This is a genomic window from Brakhagea baltica (assembly GCF_052161605.1).
GTDB lineage: Bacteria > Planctomycetota > Planctomycetia > Pirellulales > Pirellulaceae > JBKCUI01.
This window is the reverse complement of the sequence record NZ_CP197409.1, coordinates 6,961,392-6,981,451: the sequence shown is the minus strand read 5'-3', so window position 1 is coordinate 6,981,451 and position 20,060 is coordinate 6,961,392. Positions and strand designations below refer to the sequence as shown.

19 protein-coding genes are annotated in these 20,060 nt (G+C 51.4%); 11 read left to right on the top strand and 8 right to left on the bottom strand.

Annotation, left to right across the window (positions count from 1 at the left end; translation table 11 throughout):
- Positions 1-50 precede the first annotated feature (50 nt).
- Together SH449x_RS27145 and SH449x_RS27140 are read left to right on the top strand one after the other, a co-directional pair.
- The gene (locus SH449x_RS27145) at positions 51-1,571 is read left to right on the top strand and encodes a protein adenylyltransferase SelO (protein ID WP_482379215.1); all 1,521 of its coding nucleotides are present in this window, start codon (positions 51-53) and stop codon (positions 1,569-1,571) included.
- Between the two features lie 364 nt (positions 1,572-1,935).
- Positions 1,936-3,060, top strand: coding sequence for an HD-GYP domain-containing protein (locus SH449x_RS27140; RefSeq protein WP_482379214.1), 1,125 nt, complete (start codon positions 1,936-1,938; stop codon positions 3,058-3,060).
- A gap of 41 nt (positions 3,061-3,101) precedes the next feature.
- Here the strand turns inward: SH449x_RS27140 and SH449x_RS27135 are convergent, their stop codons facing one another.
- Positions 3,102-4,421: a dipeptidase gene (locus SH449x_RS27135; protein ID WP_482379213.1), complete on the bottom strand. Its 1,320-nt coding sequence runs from the start codon at positions 4,419-4,421 to the stop codon at positions 3,102-3,104.
- A gap of 183 nt (positions 4,422-4,604) precedes the next feature.
- Here SH449x_RS27135 and SH449x_RS27130 point away from each other — a divergent pair, with 183 nt between their 5' ends.
- Both SH449x_RS27130 and SH449x_RS27125 read left to right on the top strand, forming a co-directional pair.
- Positions 4,605-5,693: a M24 family metallopeptidase gene (locus SH449x_RS27130; RefSeq protein ID WP_482379212.1), complete on the top strand. Its 1,089-nt coding sequence runs from the start codon at positions 4,605-4,607 to the stop codon at positions 5,691-5,693.
- Positions 5,694-5,697: 4 nt separating this feature from the next.
- Complete coding sequence (locus SH449x_RS27125) at positions 5,698-6,309, top strand: thymidine kinase (protein WP_482379211.1); 612 nt, start codon at positions 5,698-5,700, stop codon at positions 6,307-6,309.
- A gap of 3 nt (positions 6,310-6,312) precedes the next feature.
- On the opposite strand, the gene SH449x_RS27120 is transcribed toward SH449x_RS27125, so the two are convergent.
- The 3 genes from SH449x_RS27120 to SH449x_RS27110 all read right to left on the bottom strand — a co-directional run bounded on the left by SH449x_RS27120 (position 6,313) and on the right by SH449x_RS27110 (position 8,726).
- The gene (locus SH449x_RS27120; protein WP_482379210.1) at positions 6,313-7,398 is read right to left on the bottom strand and encodes a polyprenyl synthetase family protein; all 1,086 of its coding nucleotides are present in this window, start codon (positions 7,396-7,398) and stop codon (positions 6,313-6,315) included.
- Positions 7,395-7,919: a cyclic pyranopterin monophosphate synthase MoaC gene (gene moaC / locus SH449x_RS27115; protein WP_482379209.1), complete on the bottom strand. Its 525-nt coding sequence runs from the start codon at positions 7,917-7,919 to the stop codon at positions 7,395-7,397. Before moaC ends, SH449x_RS27120 begins: the two co-directional genes overlap by 4 nt.
- 204 nt (positions 7,920-8,123) lie before the next feature.
- Entirely contained in the window at positions 8,124-8,726 is a 603-nt protein-coding gene (locus SH449x_RS27110) for a peroxiredoxin (RefSeq protein WP_482379208.1), read from the bottom strand.
- 222 nt (positions 8,727-8,948) lie between these two features.
- Here SH449x_RS27110 and SH449x_RS27105 point away from each other — a divergent pair, with 222 nt between their 5' ends.
- Entirely contained in the window at positions 8,949-9,302 is a 354-nt protein-coding gene (locus SH449x_RS27105) for a nucleotide pyrophosphohydrolase (protein WP_482379207.1), read from the top strand.
- Positions 9,303-9,483: 181 nt separating this feature from the next.
- Positions 9,484-9,810 carry an HU family DNA-binding protein gene (locus SH449x_RS27100; protein WP_482379206.1) on the top strand — a complete coding sequence of 109 codons (327 nt, stop codon included), beginning with the start codon at positions 9,484-9,486 and terminating at the stop codon, positions 9,808-9,810.
- Positions 9,811-9,900: 90 nt separating this feature from the next.
- Here the strand turns inward: SH449x_RS27100 and SH449x_RS27095 are convergent, their stop codons facing one another.
- Together SH449x_RS27095 and SH449x_RS27090 are read right to left on the bottom strand one after the other, a co-directional pair.
- Positions 9,901-11,427 carry an outer membrane protein assembly factor BamB family protein gene (locus SH449x_RS27095; protein ID WP_482379205.1) on the bottom strand — a complete coding sequence of 509 codons (1,527 nt, stop codon included), beginning with the start codon at positions 11,425-11,427 and terminating at the stop codon, positions 9,901-9,903.
- A gap of 274 nt (positions 11,428-11,701) precedes the next feature.
- Entirely contained in the window at positions 11,702-14,026 is a 2,325-nt protein-coding gene (locus SH449x_RS27090) for an outer membrane protein assembly factor BamB family protein (RefSeq protein ID WP_482379204.1), read from the bottom strand.
- 468 nt (positions 14,027-14,494) lie between these two features.
- On the opposite strand from SH449x_RS27090, the gene SH449x_RS27085 reads away from it, so the two are divergent.
- The 4 genes from SH449x_RS27085 (at position 14,495) to SH449x_RS27070 (ending at position 16,858) form a co-directional block, all read left to right on the top strand.
- Positions 14,495-15,442 carry a homocysteine S-methyltransferase family protein gene (locus tag SH449x_RS27085; protein ID WP_482379203.1) on the top strand — a complete coding sequence of 316 codons (948 nt, stop codon included), beginning with the start codon at positions 14,495-14,497 and terminating at the stop codon, positions 15,440-15,442.
- Between the two features lie 357 nt (positions 15,443-15,799).
- Positions 15,800-16,084, top strand: coding sequence for a ribbon-helix-helix domain-containing protein (locus SH449x_RS27080; protein WP_482378527.1), 285 nt, complete (start codon positions 15,800-15,802; stop codon positions 16,082-16,084).
- A gap of 2 nt (positions 16,085-16,086) precedes the next feature.
- Positions 16,087-16,266 carry a type II toxin-antitoxin system RelE/ParE family toxin gene (locus tag SH449x_RS27075; protein WP_482378528.1) on the top strand — a complete coding sequence of 60 codons (180 nt, stop codon included), beginning with the start codon at positions 16,087-16,089 and terminating at the stop codon, positions 16,264-16,266.
- Between the two features lie 337 nt (positions 16,267-16,603).
- On the top strand, positions 16,604-16,858 hold the full coding sequence (locus tag SH449x_RS27070) for a hypothetical protein (protein ID WP_482379202.1): 255 nt from the start codon (positions 16,604-16,606) through the stop codon (positions 16,856-16,858).
- 49 nt (positions 16,859-16,907) lie between these two features.
- Here the strand turns inward: SH449x_RS27070 and SH449x_RS27065 are convergent, their stop codons facing one another.
- Together SH449x_RS27065 and SH449x_RS27060 are read right to left on the bottom strand one after the other, a co-directional pair.
- A complete protein-coding gene (locus SH449x_RS27065) occupies positions 16,908-17,339 on the bottom strand; it encodes a four helix bundle protein (RefSeq protein ID WP_482379201.1) in 432 nt (143 codons plus the stop codon).
- A gap of 168 nt (positions 17,340-17,507) precedes the next feature.
- The gene (locus SH449x_RS27060) at positions 17,508-17,945 is read right to left on the bottom strand and encodes a four helix bundle protein (protein WP_482379200.1); all 438 of its coding nucleotides are present in this window, start codon (positions 17,943-17,945) and stop codon (positions 17,508-17,510) included.
- A gap of 692 nt (positions 17,946-18,637) precedes the next feature.
- On the opposite strand from SH449x_RS27060, the gene ltrA reads away from it, so the two are divergent.
- A complete protein-coding gene (gene ltrA, locus SH449x_RS27055; RefSeq protein ID WP_482379199.1) occupies positions 18,638-20,056 on the top strand; it encodes a group II intron reverse transcriptase/maturase in 1,419 nt (472 codons plus the stop codon).
- The last annotated feature ends 4 nt before the right edge of the window (positions 20,057-20,060 follow it).

The following is a 20,060-nucleotide window of genomic DNA, read 5'->3' as shown; positions in this document are numbered from 1 at the left end:
CTATAATAGAGACGAATTTCCGCAGCATTCACGAGCAAACGATTGCATTTATGTCCGACAAAGACTCTAGCCGCCTGACCTCATCAGCTCCCTCGGAAAAAGAAAGGAGCACCGTTGACGAGATCGGCTGGAACCTAGAAACCACCTATGCCAACCTGCCAACCACCTTCTTCGCTGACGCATCTCCAGCTCGGGTGGCTCGTCCGGAAGCAGTTATAGTCAACCACGGCCTCGCGCGTGAGCTAGGACTGAATCTCCATGCACTTTCAACCCAGCTCGCAGCGGATTACTTCACTGGCAATCAGCTTCCCGACGGCGCAAGACCCATTGCCCAAGCCTATGCAGGGCACCAATTCGGCGGGTTCACAATGCTCGGTGACGGACGAGCGATCCTGATGGGGGAACAACGGGCACCCGACGGAAAACTATACGACATTCAGTACAAAGGAGCAGGACCCACCAAGTATTCGCGACGCGGTGATGGTAGAGCAGCCCTGGGGCCCATGCTGAGAGAGTACATCATCAGTGAAGCTATGCATGCCTTGGGTATTCCTACAACTCGCTCTCTTGCCGTAGCCAGCACGGGCGAACCTGTCTATCGAAACGAAGCTTTGCCCGGTGCCGTTCTAACGAGAGTCGCTGACAGCCATATTCGAGTGGGAACGTTTCAGTATTTTGCTGCACTGCGAGACCCTGCTGGCTTAAGGATTTTAGCCGACTATACAATTCAGAGACATTATCCAGAACTCAGCGATAACGAGAATCGCTACATCCCATTTCTAGAATCCGTTCTTGAACGACAAGCATCATTGGTAGCACAATGGCTGCGAGTCGGATTTGTTCATGGTGTCATGAACACCGATAACGTAGCGATCTCGGGTGAGACGATAGACTACGGGCCATGTGCTTTTCTAGATCGTTACCATCCTCATACCGTATTCAGCTCGATCGATCACGGTGGGCGCTATGCCTACGGAAACCAACCTTCGATTTGCCATTGGAATCTTGTGCGCTTTGCCGAAACGCTACTACCTATCATTCATGAGGACGAACAAGAAGCGATCCGGATCGCCACCGAAATTCTGGAGCGATTTCCTGCCATCTTTGAAAAACACTGGCTCGAGCAGATGGGACGAAAACTAGGACTCTTAGATTCCAACACCTCGGACAAACCTCTAATCGAGGAGCTTCTGCAATGGATGGCAGACGAGAAACTAGACTTTACGCTCACGTTCTCGGATTTGACGCGCGGAGTCGACCTCCAATCTGAACCATACCGTCAAGCTCGTTTTTTAAATTGGCATCAGCAGTGGCGAGCTCGACTGCAAAGATACGAGTCCGATATTGCGGTTGCTCACTCCACCATGTCCAAAGCTAATCCTCTCGTCATCCCTCGCAATCATCGCGTCGAGGAAGCCCTGGACAGCGCGACGTACCGAAATGATTTCGAGCCTTTGAGGAAGCTACTTCAGGCCATTGAGTCTCCCTACGAGGAGACTCCTGACAAAGCAGACTACACATCACCTCCCGCCCCAAGCCAGCAGGTATATCAAACATTCTGCGGGACCTAACCCTGGAAGTATAGTCCCGAGGAATACAGCTGTTGTTGCGGTCATGGAGCTGGCGACCTCACGACTGACCTGCCTGAACAATCCTAGAGGGTGAGTACTCAAAATCTTAGAATCGACAAATACGGAATAACCGTTGAATAGGTAGACCCCATTTTGAAATTGATTGTAATTCTCGTTTCGAGATGGCATTCGGATTAATGGGTTTCTTAACTCGATCCGAAAAACGCGGTGCGCGAGTCGAGTTTGCTCAAGTCGATTACGCAATCGGAGTTTACAAGAACTGCCCCCCAGAATTGTCTCCATAACGCATTAAAAGACTGCCCCCAAGATGAGTACCCTTTCTTCCGGTACGAAGTCCTCAATCATGCAAAATTGTGGCCTTCGTGTTGGGTCGTATATTCTCGACCAAGATATTTATTCCCCAGTTTCTCCCGATTCGACAGTTGACCTATCATCCATCGGAAAAGTTGGTGATCCGAGCCGGGTTCTTCCCCAAAAAGCCGACGATTTGGATCGGGAACAAGTTCGCATGGAACTAATGCGTGCCTTTCCCGCAGACGATCTTGCACGCTTCCATGAAGTACAGGACGCCGTGGTCCAAACACTATCTGAGACGGTAGAAGCCGTTCGAACTCAATCGGAACTAAGAGCATCAACGATCTTCAACTCGGTTTCCCAGGTCGCTTTGGAAACGAAACGTGGAGTAAGCAATGCTGTTGCCGCACTTACGCTAAAGTTGTCTTCTACCGACATAGGTTCAGCAAATCAAATGATGGAACGATCGTCCCAACTATCGAGTCTGGGAATGGCATTGAGTATAACGTGTGGTCATGATGAACGTACGACAGTCGATATTGGGATAGCAGGCTTACTGCATGACATATCCTTAGTTCTACAAACCAGCACGCTCAACAGCCAGCAGTGCAGGAACGATCCCGAATGGCTTGCTCGGTATAGAGCACACCCATTAATAACGGTCGAGCTACTCAGACGCATCCCCGGGATCTCGTGGGAATCGCTTGCCATCATTGAGCAGGTACACGAGCAATTTGATGGAACAGGATTTCCTAGAAGTTTAAAGGGAACCGCGATACTTCCAGGAGCACGGATTCTCAACCTAGTAGATGCATACTTAAATCTAACCCAGCCCCTTACTGGAAGTGCAACGGTCTTTAGTGATGCTGTAGCATATATGTGCTACCATGCGGCACGGGGAAAATTTGATCGAGAGCTAGTTCGCCTGTTCGTCGAGCACATGTCCATGTACCCCATTGGTTCAGTTGTCGAATTAGACGACCATACATGCGCCGTTGTCGTCGCAGCGAACCATGCAGCCCCTATGGCGCCAATCGTAAGTATTAACGGTAGGAAAGTAAATCTCAGCCATGGCTATCATACGGTTGAAAGAGTTGCTACGAACGGACTTATCGCAAGCCATCGCGTCAAAAAGAGCAAGCTAAGTGAAATATTTTGGCGACTCGACATGTAACAAATTGTCACACGAAAAACTCACCGTAATGACAAAACACTCTAGTTGGCGAGTTCGTCGCGGACTTGCTCGGCGGCTCGGATGACTCTCAAAGTATTTTTGTAAAGTACTTTGTGGATGTCCTCTTCGCTATATCCTCGTCTCATGAGCAGTTCCGTGATGACAGGATAAGTCGATACGTCTTCCATCCCAACGGGCGTTTTGCCTATGCCGTCGTAGTCTGATCCCAGTCCGACGTGATCCACCCCAGCTAGCTTGATGATGTGCTCAATATGATCGACAACGATGGATGCATCGCCTGCCGGATACGGATTCTTGAGCTGCCATGCTTTGTATTCTCGATCGACATCCCCTTTTGAGTTTGGATACTTGTCCATTAGTTCGCGTCTTACCTCGAACATCTTCAACATGATGCGGGCACTCTCGGGAACCACAAAACCAGAAAAGAAATTCACCATCACCACTCCGCCATTCTCAGGCAAGCGCTTGAGAACATCATCGGGCACATTTCGTGGATGATCAGCAATGGCTCTCGCGGAGGAATGGGAAAAGATGATCGGAGCTTTCGACACGTTGAGCGCAGCATGCATCGTTGCCGGCGATACGTGAGAGATATCGACCAGCATCCCCAACCGATTCATTTCTCGAACAATCTCTTCGCCGTACGGACTCAGACCATCACTCTTCGGCGAATCGGTTGCAGAGTCGGCCCACGCTAAAGTATCGGAGTGAGTTAAAGTCATATACCTGGCACCCATATCGTAAAGCTTGCGAAGCTTGGGAATCGACTCTTCAATGCTGTGCCCACCCTCCATTCCGATAAGAGATGCGATCTTGCCCAGCCGTCGTGCTTCTTCGATATCATCCGAGTTGAGCGCCAAATGAAAGACATCGGGATATCGGGCAATCATATCGTGAACCAATTCAATCTGCTCGACTGTAGTCTGGAATGCATTGCCAGCCCGCATCGTCTCGGAGGGGACGTACACCGACCAGAACTGAGCTCCGACGTTCCCCTGGGCAAGCCGTTTGATATCGGTATGCAGCTTGGGCTGAGCCTGCCGCAAATCGATCTGATCAAACCGCTTGGAGAACTTCCGAACCTCCCAAGGAAGATCGTTGTGTCCATCAAACACATATCCACGTCGATGAATCGCCATGGCTTCTTCAGAAACAACAATCCTCTCCTCTCCCCCTTTGGCATCAGCACCGGAATCGTCACCGAAACTGATGGGAGCGACGACAATAGCTATCCCCATCGCCATGGTCGCATAGCCAACTCCATACATTGCAGCTACCCAACGATTCCTAACGGCCCAACGATTCCAAACGGCCCAACTAGAAGACGCATCTCGATTCATTCGTTTTGTTCCTATATTCAAATCGTAAAAGTCCATGATGACACGGATTTGCTATCGATTCAAGTATGTAGCCCTCTTTTAGGACTGGCTCAGCGGGCCATCTCCATTTCAGGTGACGCATTCTAATACTTGCCGTATAATCCCGACCTTTACTTCGTTTTGGTTCCTCGAATACCGGCATCCATGATTCACCAGCGGCAGCAAAAACTTTTCCGGGCCTTAAAAGAGCACAAGATCTCCCACTTTCTGATCACTTGCCCTCACAATGTCACGTATCTGACCGGTTTCAAAGGTGAAGATAGTTACCTTTTTGTCAGTCAAGATTCCCTGACAATCTGGAGCGACGCTCGCTACGAAGAGCAAATCCGTGAAGAGTGCCCAGACCTCGCTCTGGAGCTGCGAGGTCCGACCGAGCCGTTGGTCGATGCGTTTGGACGATTCGCGAACAAGAACCTAAAACAAGCGCTCCATGTCGAACCAACCTCGACTTCCTTTGCACAATGGAGCAGGTTGTCAGAGATCGCGTCAGCCACCACTTTGGTTCCCTGTGCCGGCGTGGTCGAAAGACTTCGAGAACGAAAAGACACATCCGAGATTCAGGCGATAGAACGTGCGATCGATATGGCTCAGCGAGCATTCTTGGCCACGGTCGCAATGATGACTCCGGACTCAACCGAGAAAAATGTTGCGGACTCCATCGAATCTAACATTCGCCATATCGGTGGTGCCGGAACAGCCTTTAAGCCTATTGTCGGCGTTGGCCCCAGAGCCGCTTTGCCTCACGGTCGTCCATCCGCCAAACGTCTCGAGGAAGACTCTTTTGTGCTAATCGATTGGGGTGCCAAAGAAGAAATGTATTTGAGCGATATTACTCGAATCGTGGTGACTGGTAACCCATCGGCCAAGCTCCGGAAGGTCTACCAAGTTGTCTTGGACGCTCAACGAGCCGCCATAAACGCCATCCGACCAGGCGTGCTAATGAGTGAAGTCGATTCCATTGCAAGAAAAGTCATCGAACAGGCGGGGTTTGGAAAAAAGTTTACTCACTCATTAGGCCATGGCTTCGGGCTCCAAATTCACGAAACGGTTCGATTGGCACAAAACCAAGATCGGCCACTCGAGCCTGATATGATTGTTACCGTCGAGCCGGGAATTTATCTTCCGGGTGTTCTGGGAGTTCGCATTGAAGACGACGTGCTGGTAACCAAAACTGGCAACCGAGTCCTAACATCTTTGCCCAAGGAATGGGATGAGATAGCCGCAGTGCAGTAACACCATGGCAAAGATGTACTTCTACTACTCGACGATGAATGCGGGCAAGTCGACGATCCTGTTGCAGTCGAGCTACAACTACCAAGAACGCGGAATGCGGACGCTCGTCTTCGCTCCCGAAGTGGACGATCGCTTCGGCATCGGAAAGGTTAGCTCTCGAATCGGCCTCCAAGCCAACGCGATTCCATTCTCTGCCAACGCAAATCTTTTTCGTATCGTGCAAAAGGAAAACGAAACAGTCAAAGTCGACTGCGTGCTGATCGACGAAGCTCAGTTCCTTTCGAAAACACAAGTCCGACAACTATCCGATGTCTGCGATGAACTCGACATCCCCGTTTTGGCCTATGGCCTAAGAACCGATTTTCAAGGCAATCTGTTTGAGGGCAGCGAATTCCTAATGGCTTGGTCGGATAATTTGAACGAGGTGAAAACCATTTGCCACTGTGGACGAAAGGCCACAATGGTTCTACGACTTGACTCCAGCGGCCGCCCTGTCCGAGAAGGAGAGCAGATTCAAATCGGTGGCAACGAACGATACGTTTCCGTTTGCCGCAAGCATTTCAAAGAAGGACTTGCGGAACGCACCCAGAAAGACCTCCCATTCGGTGATTTGTGATGTTTAAGCGGCTCGATTCGCGGCAGCTTCTGCCAAACGTAGCAACCCATTGATCGCCTGTGGGCAATAGCGACCATCATCGATATAGGGAGTCAAGCAATCTTGTGCTTGCGATACTAATTTATGTGCGTATCCCAGCGTGTAGTCCCCGGCATCAGAATTCAACAAAGCCACCTTGAGTCGCTCTAAGCCCCTAATGTCGCGGCGCTCTAGAGCTTCTAGCAGCTCCATCTTTTCCTCTCCGGCAAAGCAGACCTCTAGTGCTCGCAACGTAGGAATCGTCGGCTTGAATCCATCCAGATCGGTGCCGAGCGTTTTCCCGGCAGTCGCCTGCGAGCCCCAAACGTCTAGCCAGTCATCGAAAACTTGAAAGGCGATACCGAGATGCTCCCCGAATGCACCGAAGTGTTCACAAGTGGTTGCCGATGCTCCCGCAGACCAAGCTCCCAGTGCACATGCCACTCGGCACAAGGATCCAGTCTTTCGTGCAAGAACTTCTAGCTGTTGTGGGATTGAAATACCAAATTGCCCCCCTAAAGCTCCTTGCTCTATCTCTCCCTCGCACACTTTCTTCGCCGCGGCTGCAATCCAGCGGCCAGGCAAAGTCGATTCCCCTTGGTTGGCCAGATCATAGGCATGCGTGAATAACCAATCACCGAGAAGAATGCTCCGGGAAACTCCGTGGACCGTGTGCAAAGTGGGACGATGACGCCGAACATCAGAGTTGTCTATAACATCATCATGCACCAATGTCGCTGTATGGACCAGTTCCACCGAGGCGGCTAGTCGAATGGTCTCCTCCGTGATCCCACCAGCAGCTTTCGCCGAAAGCAGGGTCAAACAAGGACGCAATCGCTTTCCCCCCAGATCGCGTACATGCTCTAGCATGGATTGCACGGGTGACGAGTCTGTGCTCAATCCACCTTGCAACAATTTTTCCACTGCGATGAGCTCCGGTCGGATTAATCCCATCGCTTCTGCCAAAACCTTTCGGTAGTCCAGAGCTCCGCCGCTTAGTGGCGAATTATTTTTGATAGGGTGGTTCATCGAGACCTTCATCAAATCTAAAGCGGCGGCGGATGGAGTCATAATAAGTTGCTTTCGTGGTGTTCGTTTCGGCGGTAGTCCCCTTTGGTCCCACCCGATTTACTTTCCAAATAAACCTGGCCGATGGTCATCCCTTTGTCTATCGATTTGCACATGTCATAGACGGTGAGCAAGGCCACGCTTGCACCCGTCAGGGCCTCCATCTCAACACCTGTCTTGCCTGTCGTGGTTACCGTGACGGCCCACTCCAATTCGCAATCCGAGATCCAAGCGTAGTCGGTTGTGACTCCATCGATGGGGATCGCGTGGCATAATGGGATGAGTTGACAAGTTAGTTTGGTTGCCTGGATGGCGGCGATTCGGGCCACCTGGATACAATCCCCTTTTCCGAGAGCATTGCTTCGAATAGCGTCCGCCGCTTCGAGACTCATGGTAACTCTCCCACGAGCTGTAGCACTGCGCCGACTATCCAACTTAGTCCCTACATCCACCATCTTGGCGGCTCCACGATCGTCGACATGGGTCAACGAAACCGATTGATTGTTTGAATCACTCTGTGACATTTATGTCCTTTGTATCCCCGACGAGCGACCGAAAAAACAAATTCTCTCGCTCGCAGGGCTAAAAATCGACCGTGGAAGCCTGCGGGATGACCGAATTTACCGTAACGAGTTAACAGCCATGAAAAAACCCGCTCGGATGACCGAAGCGGGTAGCAAAACAAGTTAAGCCAATGGCGATGAAACCGCCATTAAGCCTTTGCCTAACTAAGCTTTTACAGAGTACTCGGACTCGAAGAATTCCTTGCTGTCGTTCACCGTCGGCTTGATCGTCGGCTTGCCTTCTTGCCAGTTGGCTGGGCAAACTTCACCGTTCTTCTCAAAGAATTGTAGAGCCTGAACCATGCGGAGGGCTTCATCAACACTTCGACCGAGCGGCAAATCGTTCACAACCTGGTGACGAACGACCCCTTCCTTGTCAATCAAGAACAGACCTCGCAATGCAACCGAATCACCGACCAAAACGTCGTAGTCGCGAGCGATCTGCTTGTTAAGATCAGCGACCAGTGTGTAGTCGATTTGCCCCAAGCCACCTTGCGTTCGCGGGGTGTTTCTCCATGCGAGATGGGAGAAATGGCTGTCGACGGAAACTCCCAAGACCTCGACATCCAGTTGCTCAAACTCGTTTACACGGTCCGAAAAGGCGATGATTTCGGTGGGGCAAACAAAGGTGAAATCGAGTGGGTAGAAGAACAACAAGACGTACTTCTTACCCTTGAACGAGCTCAAAGTTACGTCGCTGAACGAACCATCCTTGAGAACCCCAGTTGCCTTGAAATCGGGTGCTGGTTTGGTTACCAAAACGGCCATATTTTTCTCCGTATGTAAAGAAAGATTGTTTGAAATATCTGGTGTCACGCGGTGGGTGTAGTATGTTCGATTTCGAAAAATCTTAATAGTCTTAAGCTGGCTGACTCGGTCTATTAATTCGATCGAGAAGAAGGTTCTTAGCGACCCGACCGCTATGGAGACCACGATACGAAAGTCGGGTCTGCATCTGGGGATTATCGTGATTTGTCAAGGAGCAAGAAATTGAGCGAATGCCATGGACGAACGCCCGAGGGAAACGAAAATAAGACGACCTTAGCCGAGATGACAGCTTGGGTCGATCAGTTTTCGTCCGACCGGGATTGGGGCAAATACCACTCCCCCAAGAATCTCGCCATCTCGATCTCGATCGAAGCGTCAGAACTCCTGGAGCATTTCCAGTGGACTGACGGTGGGCGGTGGCGCGAGGGTGAGTCAACCCTCAACCGCGAAGCCGCTGCGGCGGAAATGGCGGACATCCTGGCTTATCTTCTGAGACTGGGCTCGGTATTGAAAATCGACCTGGGGAAGGCTCTAGCGCAAAAAATGGCTGAAAATGCCAAGAAATACCCGGCTTAGTGGGCAAAGATGTTGTTTTTCCAATGTTTTTTGAACTTTATGCCGAAAAGTACAGTGTTTTTGTTGGTTTTTTAGGGTTCCCCGGTTGCATTTTGCTTGCCGCATCCTTTAATTCAGCCAACTCGCATGTTCGTAGTCGGACATGGACATACTCCGTGATCGTTTGAAAGGGATTTAACACATGGCCAAATCCGCTGGCAAAGCTGAAAAGCCACTCACCAAGGTACAATTGTTCACCAATCTCGCCGAGAAGACTGGCCTCTCGAAGAAGCAAATTGCTGAGGTTTTCGATGCTCTCAAGGAAGAAATCTCGGGCGCGATGGGCAAGAAAGGTGTAGGAACTTTCGTAATTCCTGACCTTTGCAAAGTCGTTCGTCACCAGAAAAAGGCCTTGCCGAAGCGTCAAGTTCGCAACCCACAGTCTGGCGAAATGATTTGGGCTGATCCAAAGCCTGCTTCGACCACTGTTAAAGTGCGACCTCTGAAGAAGTTGAAGGACATGGTCTAATCAACCATTCCAACAAAAGTCCCGCTCGATACAAAAAAAGAGGGTGTGCAAAACGCACACCCTCTTTTGTTTTGAGCTTGGTTCGTGAATCTACTTCGTACCGATCGCGAAAAGCTTCGTCTTGCTCTCGGTCAAAACAAACAGCTTACCGTTTGCAGCCGCTGGCGTCGCCCGAACCTTCCCATCCATTTCAATCTCTTCGGCTTCTGGCTCTTCTTTCCCGTGAGGCAGTACGTACAAGATACCGTCGTCAGTGCCGACAAACACCTTGTTGTCAACGTAATAGGGGGATCCCCAAATCGAGGCATTTGTCTCGACATCCCAGTACTTTTCCCCCGTCTGTGCGTCAAAACAATAAACGAAGCCATTCAAATCGCTGGTGTAAAGCAAATCATCGTGAATCGCACAGGTCGACATGGATCGTCCAAAATTGTAAATCCGATCCGAACCCCACTCGGCCATGCCGCCAAAATGCCATACCAACGCAGAATCCTTGTTCTCCGGAGCCGCAGGATCGAATACGGTCTGTGGAGGCTTGCCCTCTTCGAGCCGCACCCCGGGCGAAAGATCCTTGTCAGCGTTCTTGGGTGTCTTGGTTAAATCAATGCACCACAGGTGCCCCACCCCTTCTTTGTGCTCTGGATCTTGTCCGACACCAATGTAAAGTTTGTTGTCATAAACAACCGGGGTTCCGATAAAGTCGTTTCGGGTGGCTCGCGGTCCGAGCACATAAAACGAGTCCTTGGGGTTACAGTCGAACTTCCAAAGCAATTCCCCATCGCCTTCACTGTTGGGGTCAAAGGCATAAATCCATCCATCCCCTCCTGGAAAAATCACCATCGGCTTGCCGTTGGGTTCGGCATACGTTGGGTTTGACCACTGTCCGTGCATCGCCAAGCTGCCCTGGTCCACCAAGGCTCGAATATCCACATCTCCTCCTTGCTTCCTCGCATCCACTAACGATTGTGTGGGCAAATTGCTCTTCCAAGCAAAAGATCCGTTGCCCTTGTGCAGACACAGAAAGCTAGGTGCCTCCGGAGCGGGAATGTTGATATGTCCTTCATCGACGCCATTAGCCGTGACGATGTAAAGCTTGTCTCCGACGATCATCGGAGAGCAGACTGCCAAGTTATGTGGAAACACCGAATTGACACCGATCATATCGTACTCCCAGAGGATCTTTCCCTTGCCGGGCTTGTCTGGGTCTGCGTCTACGGAAGCGCAAACAACCGTGCACCGATTGCTAACAAAGTAGATGCGATCCCCCTCAATGATGGGACTGGAGCAGATACCTTCCTCTGGCCAATCCTGCACACGGCCCGCACCGAGCTTATCGAAGACGATTTGCCAGAGGAATTCGCCAGTCGCCTCGTCAAAGCACATCATCACCCCCTTGTCCCCTTGAATCGAGGGATCTCTCGGGTTTTGATTATTAGTCCCTACGAAGACTTTGCCTGCGCCGACAACCGGGCCTCCATAAGCTTTCGAGCCCAGATCTGCAGCCCATAGGATGTTCTCCCCGGATTCCACGTCAAACGTACCGGGTATACCCTTTTCGACGGTGTTGGCGAAGTTTCTCGTCGAGTTTCCACCGAACATTGGCCAGTCTTCAGCCATGGAAATCGCTGATCCTAGACTGCAACCAACTCCGATGGCCAACGCCAATGTCGACCTGAGAAACCTGGTGCGTCTGCGGAACCGTACGGAGGAAAATCCTGATCCCAAGGTGTTCGCTCTTTTAACTGGATGATGCATCTCAAAAACCTTAGCCTGTCGGAATGGGAATATGTACTTTGGTGAAGGGGGGGGACGGCGAGTGTTTGAAACGAGCCGCATTACACGAGGCGGCCATCCGCGCACCTCGTTAAAAATTCGAGTGGTGAACGAATGACTAATTTGTGTTGGGCACAACGAGCAAATTGTCGAAAAACACCTCGGAACCTGGAACGGTCGCGCTCTCAATGCTCCCTGCCGGCACGTTGGCGTAAACTGCTGGTGCTCCCACGGTATTTGGCAAGGGATCTTCTACTTCCAATGTCCAAGCATCAGGTTCGGGGTCACCACGTTTCCACAGCTTGCCCTTCACAAATGCTTTTCCGTCCTTTAGCTCAACGGTTAGCTTGAGTGTGAACCAAGTGTTCGCTTCCCAGTTCATGGGTACACTGCGATCGACCCGTGGCAAACTTTCCCATGTCACCAAACGCAACTGCTTGGTCTCGCCACTTAGGAAGAAGTAATAGCGGTTCGCGACGACTCCCATATCGGCTTGCAAGTCACGCACCTTGCCAGACATCATGTCGGCTTGGATCGTATAATTCGTCCAGCTCGGCTGGCCGATGAATGCACTGGCCCGAGCGACGAGCGGGCTCGGGTTCGTGGCAGTCTTTACGAGCACCTTTTGGTCGTCCACCGTTCGTACTGCAAACTTGGCTTGGCTGTTGGACCAACCACCGGGAACCGCGTTGTCCGGAACCTTTTCAAAGTCCTGCGAGTACGGAATGTTCGGAGTCTGTCGAATGCGTGCCGCGCCGGTCAGCCCGCCAGCCTTAGCTACGGCGAGTCCGAACTGCCCCTGAGCCTCACTGGAGACGGTTAGTTTTCCATCGTTAGTGATCGCACCTTTGAGAACTGGCGGGGCAATCTTGGGAGCAGGTGGCAACCCTGGTACGGGCTCGTAAGGCTCCATGGCTCCCAATTCCCATTCCGCCTCTGTCTCCTTCAAGAAGTTCCCATTCTTATCGAATAGTCTTGCAGTCAGCTTGGTCGTTTCACCCGGAGCCAGCGTCACCTCGCTCGGATAGACCAACAGCGATGCTGGCTCTCCCTTCTTGGCTTGGCTTACAACCTCCTCTTTTACCGCCGACGATGTACTCTTCTTCGGTGCAGCGGTTCCAATGCAATACAGCTCTGTCCCCGTACCAACAAAAACACAACCATTTGATATGGAAACCGACCCGTCTAGCTCTGCATAGACAGGGTCCCCGGTCTTGACATCGCGACTGATGAAATTAACGCTGGAAATGGTCTTGGGCTTTTTTGGATCATCTTTGATGATGTAAAAGCGTCCCCGAGAATCTCCTACGTAAATCTTGCCATCGGCTAGGACTGGTGAACAACGAATGTTACCGCCTCCACCGTACTTGAACTTCCAGATTTCGTCACCGGTCTTAGCATCCAAGCAATACAACCGACCATCTTCGTCGTTAAGAATCAATCGACCATTGTCTAGTATTGGGCTGGCAAATTTGATTTTAAGACCATCCTTCTGCCAAACCACTTTGGGCTTTCCATCGGTTACGTCACTGGCATCAATGCAAGACACTCTACCTTGTATGTTTCCACCCTCGGGGCTAACATCCCCGTGCGCGATGTAGACCAGATTTCCATCGATAACCGGTGAGGTATTCACTGAGCCCTGGCAGAATAGATAGCTCCAGACCTTCTCGCCAGTACCAATCTTGAAAGCGTGCAAGCCGCCGTCACCGCCGCCTCCGATAAGCAAGCGTTGGTCATTGATTTCTGCCACGATGGGGACAGACTGAAAACTGTCCAGCACTCGAAACCCCGTCGAGCCCCACCAGTACTGTTCCCCTGTCTTTTTGTTGAAGGCCGCGAAACGACAGCCCCCTCGACCATACTTACCCCAAACGGCGCAATTGATCCCGATAATGACCATGTCACCATCGATGATGGGACTACTTAACCGTCCACCGTAACCGGAGACTCGCCCAAACTCTTCTGTCATCGACCTGTTCCACAGCAACTTGCCGTCACGATCTAAGCACATCAAGTAGCCTTGTGTACCGTGGCAGTAGACGTTACCCGTCACTGGGTCGACCGTAAGGTTGGTCCAACCGACGCGGTTGCTAACAATATCGGTCATGAAGACATTGAACTTGTATTGCCACAATGTCTCTCCAGTCTGCAAATCTAAGCAGACGATACTTTCTTGCTCTTCAATCCGTTCCACCCCTGTGTGGCTATTGAAGAAAACCCTCCCATCGTGAACGATAGGCGTCGACCTACAACCATGGGGGGCCTTCCAAATGAGATTAACTTTCCCAGGCTCAGAGATCTTGAATGAGTCCGGCAGCCCCGTATCAGAAGCCACGCCGTTTGCCCCAGGGCCACGCCAATGAGTCCAGTCCGCTTTGAGAAGCGTGGTGTTGGAGGCGAACACGGCCCAAATTAAACCGGCAGCAAACGTCCGACGCATGTTAAATCAACTCCAGGATGGAAGGCGGGGAGCGCAAAAACCGTAAAACACGTGGGGTGGCTCCTAAATGCCACCTCAAACCAACCTTCCTTTATATATGGGCACCACCTAAACGTCAACCAAACGCTCTATTACTCAAGGCCAAACCAAACCTGCTTAGGTTGAGTTTTTCCATCGAGTTTCCCTCTCTCCCAACTCAATTTGGCAGTGGAACAGCAACGAAATTCCGTACGCGCTCTCAAATGCCCAGCAAACTCGCGACGCAATTCATAGACGAACGAGGACGATTTTTTAACACGCTGGACCAAGATCCAGGCGAATTTGACGAAGAAATCAATCTATGGCAGGCGGTTCGATATGCGGGTCAGGCAATCAATCGGCCTGCGGAGACTAGGGCCAATCACCCCAACGGCTTTTGTAATTTCCTCGATCCATTAACTGAGCAACACCTTTCCAGAAAACTAGAAGATGTACCGAGACGACCTTCCTCAACTTCATGGTGGTCTTTTCCTGTCTGACGGTGGAATAGAAACGACACTTGTCTTCAACGAGGGGATCGACCTCCCCTACTTTGCAGCCTTTCATTTGCTGAGAACCGGGGAAGGTCGTAGGGCATTGCAAAAATGTTTTCTGTCGTATGTTGAGATCGCCAGAAAGTTTAATGTCGGCATCGTACTTGAAACCGCGACCTGGCGAGCCAACACCGATTGGGGCCACAAACTCGGCTACACACAACATGAACTTGCAGAAGCGAACCGACTAGCGGTATGCGAATTGGAACAAATCCGCCTACATTTCGAGACCAACTCTTCACCCATTATCATAAGTGGTTGTATTGGCCCGCGAGGGGATGGGTACTCGCCAAAAAACTGCATGTCTGTTAGCCATGCGGAGCATTATCACGCCCCACAGATCGAAACATTATCCCAAACGAAAGCCGATCTACTCACAGCAATGACGATGAATTGTGCAGACGAGGCGATTGGGATTGCGAAAGTCGCAAAAAACATTGGCATACCTGCCGTCATCTCATTCACTGTTGAGCAGAATGGGAAACTTCCAACCGGCCAGACCTTAGGCGATGCGATTCGCGAAGTGGACAATGAGACGGATAACTACCCGAGCTACTACATGATAAATTGTGCCCATCCAAGTCACTTCATACCTTTGCTACAAGGTAACGAATCATGGCTTGCTCGAATTCGCGGCCTTCGAGCCAACTCCTCAAAGCGGAGTCATGCCGAGCTGGATGAAGCTGTCGAACTAGATCGTGGAAATCCGTCTGAGTTAGCCAATGACTATGCAGAGTTGAAAGGAAGCTACTTCCATGGCCTCAACGTAATGGGAGGCTGCTGTGGAACCGACCATCAACACGTTGAGAATATTGCCGAAAGATGTGTTCCGTTCTTTAAGTAAGACTGAGTTCATCGCCGAACTCGTGTTTTAGGACGAAGCAACTATGGATTTTCGTCATGACATCATTTTATCCTGCATCATTTTGCCATCCCGATTTCCTCGGGTGCTACCCTGCAATCGAGATATGGAGACGAACCCGGGAAAGTGCCTCCCAAAGATACAGAAACCCCTGACCTAACGATCCGGACTCGGGGCTTCTTTAGGCGAGCTTCAATGTTGGCAATCTTCTGGCCCGCAAAGAAGCGAAGAGAAACCTAAGGCTCGACGCAGGCCCTCCCCCGACTATACGACGCAACTTCTAAGCCTTTTATATTATCCGGGGGTGTTTGTGCGATTCTGCGGCCCAAAGCAGGCGGTGTGCAGCCGTCGAACATCGAGTACAACCTAGCCGTAAAGGAGAATACCACGACCATAGATATTCCGCAAGAATTCGAGTCGTTCGTCGCATCGCTAGTCGCTAGGCGACGTTTTCTTTCCGAAAGGGAAGTGTTGGCAGAGAGCCTCCGTTTGTTGCAGGCCCGGGAGTCCTTGGCCGATGAAGTCCAAAGGGGGGTCGAGCAGATTGACGAAGGGCACTGCGTAAGCGGCCCCGAAGCGTTCGCAAAATTACGAGCTCGGCTTCAAGAGCGAACCGAGTCGTAACGATGCCGACCTACATTCTATCCAACAAGACAGAGTCAGACGTAACGGGAATCATTGATTACATCGCACATCGAAACGTCATGGCGGCGATCAAGATGCTCGGTAGAATTGAGGAGACGTGCCAGATGCTCGCCGAGAATCCTGGGTTGGGCGAAATCCGGCAAGGGTTTTGGGGTGCCTAGTTGCAGGTCTTTCACAATTAGTCGTTATGTCGTGGTCTTTCGCCCGAACGGCAATGGAATTGATGTAGCGAGAATACTCGATGCGAGTCGTGACCTATGATGGGTTGGTCTAGTCGGATAATGTAAAATGATCTTTCGCGTCGAGCGGGAATCGTGGATCGCCCAAGCCCCCGGAATCGAAATGCTTAATGCATCCGCAGGTTACCGGGGCATGCGTAATTGCCCGGAGGATCGAGCGCCGTCATCTGCACTGCTGACGTGTTATTCTCAGTCAGAGACCGTCACTGACATCGCACTATCGTAGCACAGGCGATGTCAACATTCAGCAGGGACAGGAGTGCAAGCGACCGATTTTAGATACCACTGGCTTGACCAGTGGAGTTTCATGTTTCTCGCTAATACGCTGGCACCACCTGCATCCCCCCCTCTTTGCTCGGCGGCTTTGCCGCCGAGCAAAGAGGGGGGGACGGGGGCTGAGCGGTTATGTAGCGAGAAACGTAACAATCCACCCGGCAAGCGGGAGGCATTCCAGAGCCATGACGCTCGTCGTGTTACTTCTGAGCTACCGGTAGCATTGACCGAGTGCGAGTAGCTGACTCAACGCAAGTCAGAAGCACTCGATCGAGCACTTCGGTCCAATGCTACCGTTCGTGCGGTTTTTCGTACTCGTACTCAGCATCGCGGTACTCGTACTCGATCGATCCCTCCAATACCGAATCAGTTCGTTGGATCAATCGAGTCAACATCGACACGATCTGTTTCAGGTTGGTCTTGCCAACCCGATTCAGTTCAGGATCGATCGCCTCGAACGATAGGAGTATATCGTGAATCGCAGCGCATTCCAAAGCTGAACCACGCGCGATCTCGAAAAATCGATTCTTGTCCTTAAGACTTTGTTTCCCGTTTCCCTCGGCAATGTTGAGCGGAATGGATTGTGCCGCTCGCAGCCACTGATCCCGAGCATGACGTTCCGCACCGTTTAATGATTTCGCGATTCGATAAGACGAAGCAACGTACTCGATAGCAAGTCGATAAACATCGAGTCGTTCGTGGTCAAAGATTGGATCGGTCATCTGCGTCCTTTCGAGTACGAGTACGAGTACCGTTTCACTGAGTACGAGTACGAGGAAATCCGACCTCAAGCACGAACGGCGGCGATCAGCGGGCGGAAATGGCGCGAGTGATCTTGAAGTCAGGAAAAATCGGAACGCCATTTCCGCTCCGTTGCATCGCTTTGTTCGTCAGGATTCCGCGCTGGGATCGTACTCGTACTCAGCATCGCGGTACTCGTACTCGTACTCGATTTGATCCTCAGATACCCCGGTGGTTCGTTGGATCAGTCGAGTCAACATCGATACGATTCGTTTCAAGTTAGATTTATCAATTTGGTTCGAATCATCGTCAATCGCATCGCAAACCCGCAGGACATCATGAATTGCGGCGCATTCAAGGGCCGATCCCCGAGCAATCTCGAAAAACCGATTCTTGTCTTTGAGGCTCTGTTTCCCGTTGCCCTCGGCAATGTTCAGCGGAATCGATTGAGCAGCGCGAAGCCATTGGTCGCGAGCTTGACGATTTGTTCCGCCGAGGGATTTAGCGAGTTCGTAAGAGAATGCCACGTAGTCGATCGAGAGACGGTAAACGTCAAGTCGTTCATGGTCAAAGACTGGTTCAGTCATCAGCGATCCTTTCGAGTACGAGTACGAGTACCGTTGCACTGAGTACGAGTACGACTGCCCTGACGAACGAATAAGGATCATTCACGTCGAGCGGGTATCGTGGACCGCCCAAGACCCCGGAATCGAGACGTTGAATGCATCGTACGCCCGGCACGGGCGTGAACTAATGGGGTGCAAGTCCCCTGTACGAAAATGGGAATTGCTTGGAGGACAGTATACCAAATGTAACCAAACAACTTAAGTACTAGACGAAGGCAACTGCGGGGAGGCGACAAACCGTGGAGAGGAAGCCTGCGAAGGTGTGCGTAAACGCCGGGTTTGTCCGTTGTCCCAAAAGACAACATTCCGCCACCCGGACCCTTCTCGTCGAAGCTGTGAGGCCCTGCACATCAACACGGTACAGAAACGCTATAGAGGCCTAGAGAGACCCTGAGGTGAGCCGCCGATGGACGTGCGAAACCGTTCCCAACAGACTCCAGGGTAGATGGCGAGCTTGTGCAGCGAAAGTTCACGTTCTTATCCGGGGAGAAACTGCAACGCGTACCGGTGAGTAGGGCTTGCCCGAAAGGCCGGACGACTCGAGGCGACTCGATGCTCGTGCTTGCAGAAGTCAGCAGGTGTCATAGTACCGAGCTTCCACCCCCAGTGGAAACGGGAAGGACTAACGTCACTTAACAAGGAAACACGAAACCATGACCTCAGACCGAATCAAACACACAGAACCTAGCTCGTCCGACTCTACGAGTGACGACACGATAAAGGCACGTGCTCTTGAGGCTCCCGAACGGGAACAAACCGGTGTGGCGGCCATGGCGACGAAAGCCTTGAGTTCTAATCTAGAAGACCTAACGGAACAGATTGTCGAGGAAGCCAACGTCGAGAACGCTTGGAACAATGTTCGAGCCAACCACGGAGCCCCTGGCCCCGACGGCGTAACGCTCGCAGCATTTCCCAAAGTCTTTCGCGAACAATGGCCAACGATCCGACAACAACTGTTGGAAGGAACCTACCAACCGCAACCGGCGCGTAGGAAATCCATTCCCAAAGACGATGGCTCTGAACGACATCTTGGTATTCCCAATATCATGGAACGATTGATTCAGCAGGCCATTATGCAAATCCTAACACCGATTTTCGATCCCGGCTTCTCGGAATCGAGCTTCGGTTTTCGACCTAAACGATCTGCTCATGGAGCAATCAAGCAGGCACAACAGATCATCGGCGACGGCTACCGCTATTGCGTTGATATGGATTTGGCCAAATTTTTCGATACCGTCCAGCACGATGTCTTGATGGCAAGAGTCGCGCGCAAAGTACGGGATAAGAGACTACTTGGCCTCATCGGGCGCTACTTGCGAGCAGGCATTTTGGTAGACGGCCTATGTCTACCGACAGATGAAGGCACGATGCAAGGTGGACCTCTCTCCCCGATTCTAGCGAACATCCTACTGGATGATCTCGACAAGGAACTGGAGAAGCGAGGACTTCGCTTTGTGCGCTACGCGGACGACTTTCTCGTATTTACCAAATCCGAGACAGCGTCCAAGCGTGTCTACGAGTCGATAGGCAACTACTTGACGAAGAAGCTCAAATTGGTGGTAAACCATCAGAAGAGCCGGACAAGTCGCACCGACGGAATTGAGTTCCTAGGATTTCAATTTCGCGGCTTCGGTGGTCAACTCCACGTGAGCCCCAAGAAGATCAAGAAGTTCAAAGATCGGATACGCGAGATCACTCGACGCAATCGAGGGACCTCGATTAAATCTCGACTCGTAGAACTTCGACGATACGCTCAGGGGTGGGTAGGTTACTTTCGCTTGGTCCCTTTCAAATCCTTTTACGAAAACTTAGACCAGTGGATCCGACGCCGCGTGCGTGCCTGTATCTGGCAGCAATGGCGTAATCCACGCACTCGAGTTCGTAACTTGATTAAGTTAGGGGTTAGTCCTCGCGAAGCCCATACCCACGGCAACAGTAGTAAAGGCCCCTGGACTATGTCCTTGAGCAAGGCGATTCACATCGCCTTATCACTGGACTACCTCAAGGAGTTAGGATTGTCGAGTCTGTTAGCGATCTGGATTAAACTTGCTTCTAACGGACGAACCGCCTAGTGCG

What these genes read in the sequence shown, in the direction of transcription:
- ltrA (WP_482379199.1), top strand. Translation starts at nt 18,638, where the DNA reads ATGACCTCAGACCGAATCAAACACACAGAACCTAGCTCGTCCGACTCT.
- SH449x_RS27095 (WP_482379205.1), bottom strand. Translation starts at nt 11,427, where the DNA reads ATGGCTGAAGACTGGCCAATGTTCGGTGGAAACTCGACGAGAAACTTC.
- SH449x_RS27100 (WP_482379206.1), top strand. Translation starts at nt 9,484, where the DNA reads ATGGCCAAATCCGCTGGCAAAGCTGAAAAGCCACTCACCAAGGTACAA.
- moaC (WP_482379209.1), bottom strand. Translation starts at nt 7,919, where the DNA reads ATGTCACAGAGTGATTCAAACAATCAATCGGTTTCGTTGACCCATGTC.
- SH449x_RS27075 (WP_482378528.1), top strand. Translation starts at nt 16,087, where the DNA reads ATGCCGACCTACATTCTATCCAACAAGACAGAGTCAGACGTAACGGGA.
- SH449x_RS27135 (WP_482379213.1), bottom strand. Translation starts at nt 4,421, where the DNA reads ATGAATCGAGATGCGTCTTCTAGTTGGGCCGTTTGGAATCGTTGGGCC.
- SH449x_RS27130 (WP_482379212.1), top strand. Translation starts at nt 4,605, where the DNA reads ATGATTCACCAGCGGCAGCAAAAACTTTTCCGGGCCTTAAAAGAGCAC.
- SH449x_RS27120 (WP_482379210.1), bottom strand. Translation starts at nt 7,398, where the DNA reads ATGACTCCATCCGCCGCCGCTTTAGATTTGATGAAGGTCTCGATGAAC.
- SH449x_RS27090 (WP_482379204.1), bottom strand. Translation starts at nt 14,026, where the DNA reads ATGCGTCGGACGTTTGCTGCCGGTTTAATTTGGGCCGTGTTCGCCTCC.
- SH449x_RS27060 (WP_482379200.1), bottom strand. Translation starts at nt 17,945, where the DNA reads ATGACTGAACCAGTCTTTGACCATGAACGACTTGACGTTTACCGTCTC.
- SH449x_RS27125 (WP_482379211.1), top strand. Translation starts at nt 5,698, where the DNA reads ATGGCAAAGATGTACTTCTACTACTCGACGATGAATGCGGGCAAGTCG.
- SH449x_RS27085 (WP_482379203.1), top strand. Translation starts at nt 14,495, where the DNA reads ATGTACCGAGACGACCTTCCTCAACTTCATGGTGGTCTTTTCCTGTCT.
- SH449x_RS27140 (WP_482379214.1), top strand. Translation starts at nt 1,936, where the DNA reads ATGCAAAATTGTGGCCTTCGTGTTGGGTCGTATATTCTCGACCAAGAT.
- SH449x_RS27145 (WP_482379215.1), top strand. Translation starts at nt 51, where the DNA reads ATGTCCGACAAAGACTCTAGCCGCCTGACCTCATCAGCTCCCTCGGAA.
- SH449x_RS27110 (WP_482379208.1), bottom strand. Translation starts at nt 8,726, where the DNA reads ATGGCCGTTTTGGTAACCAAACCAGCACCCGATTTCAAGGCAACTGGG.
- SH449x_RS27065 (WP_482379201.1), bottom strand. Translation starts at nt 17,339, where the DNA reads ATGACCGATCCAATCTTTGACCACGAACGACTCGATGTTTATCGACTT.